A 1,534-nucleotide genomic window follows, 5' to 3' on the forward strand; every position below is an offset into this window, starting at 1 on the left:
TCCGGTGCCCCGGCCGGGATGGCGGCGACGTTCACGTACGCGACGGATCTGTTCGACGAGTCGACGGTGGCCTCGATGGCAACCCGATTCGAACGCATCCTGCGCACAGTTCTCGACGATTCATCGGCGCTGGTGGGAGAAGTCGATCTTCTTGATGGTGTTGAACGAATTGAGATCTACAACAGATCGCGCGCCAGTCGTCGGGATCTGCCCGCGACGCGATTGGTGGATGTCGTCGGTACGGCTCAGCGCGCTATGGATGTTGCGCTGATTTACGGTGACGAAAGCTTGACCTATGGCGAATTCGATTCGCGCGTCAATCGATTGGCCCGACATCTGATTTCGCAAGGTGTTGGACCTGAGGTTCTGGTCGGCGTGCTCATGGGGCGGTCTATATCTTGGGTGATCGCAGCCCATGCGGTGATTCGTGCAGGTGGCGGATATGTACCCCTGGACCCATCGCATCCGACTGAACGCGTCTCTTATGTTTTGCGAACGGCGGCGCCGGCCGTTGTCTTGTACTCGCGTGACTTTACGGTTGATGGTCGACTCGACGCGAAGTTGCCGACTTCCTGGGTTGATGTTGACAGTCTTGACCTGCATACGTATTCGACTGATCCGATCACCGATTCAGAGCGACTGTCTGCTCTTCGGGGAGATCACCCTGCGTATGTGATTTTCACTTCCGGTTCTACCGGGACGCCGAAAGGCGTCCTGGTATCGCATATCGCCGTAGTAAACCAGATGCTTTGGCGCCAGGATCGATACAATTTGGACCCGTCGGACGTGGTGCTGGTCAAGACTCCGTCCACATTTGACGTTTCACTTTGGGAGTTGTTCTGGCCGTGCCAAGTAGGCGCGCGCATGGTGATCGCCGAACCGGATGGCCATCGTGACCCTCAGTACATAGCGAAGTTGATCCGGGAGCATGCGGTCACGGTCGCGCACTTCGTGCCTGCAATGATGGCCCTATTCATTTCAGCCGAATATGCCAGCAATATTCCTTCCTTGAGGCTGGTGTTTTCCGGTGGCGAGGCCTTGAAAGTTGGCACTGCCGCGGAAGTTTTCGGAGTGATGCCATCAGCACGCTTGGAGAATTTGTACGGTCCTGCCGAGGCTGCAATTGATGTGACCTTCCATGAAGTCACATCGGACGAGACCGTGTCGATCCCGATTGGTTCTGCTGTGTGGAATACAGGGCTGCTAGTCCTGGATTCCAGGCTGCACCCGGTTTCAAGGGGTGTTGTCGGCGAGCTTTATCTATCGGGCATTCAGTTGGCGCGCGGGTATATCGGGCGGGCCGCAATGTCGTCGGATCGGTTTGTTGCGAACCCGTTTGCCGATGGCAGCGGGGGCGGTCGGATGTATCGCACGGGCGATTTGGTGCGGTGGGATGCGTCGGGGGAGCTGGAGTACATCGGCCGTAGTGATTTCCAGGTGAAGTTGCGTGGTCAGCGGATCGAGTTGGGGGAGATCGAGTCGGCTTTGGTGGCTGATGCATCGGTATCCGCATCTGCAGTGACTGTTGTTTCGG

The 1,534-nt window shown here is 57.3% G+C and carries 1 protein-coding gene; it reads left to right on the forward strand.

The window, feature by feature from the left end; all coding sequences use genetic code 11:
• Window positions 1–75 precede the first annotated feature (75 nt).
• Window positions 76–1,534, forward strand: a 1,459-nt coding sequence (locus ACN50D_RS31225) for a non-ribosomal peptide synthetase (RefSeq protein WP_419970257.1), incomplete at its 3' end; no start/stop codon positions are given.

It is taken from the genome of Rhodococcus sp. SB1D, from assembly GCF_048573875.1.
GTDB classification, from domain to species: domain Bacteria; phylum Actinomycetota; class Actinomycetes; order Mycobacteriales; family Mycobacteriaceae; genus Rhodococcus_F; species Rhodococcus_F qingshengii.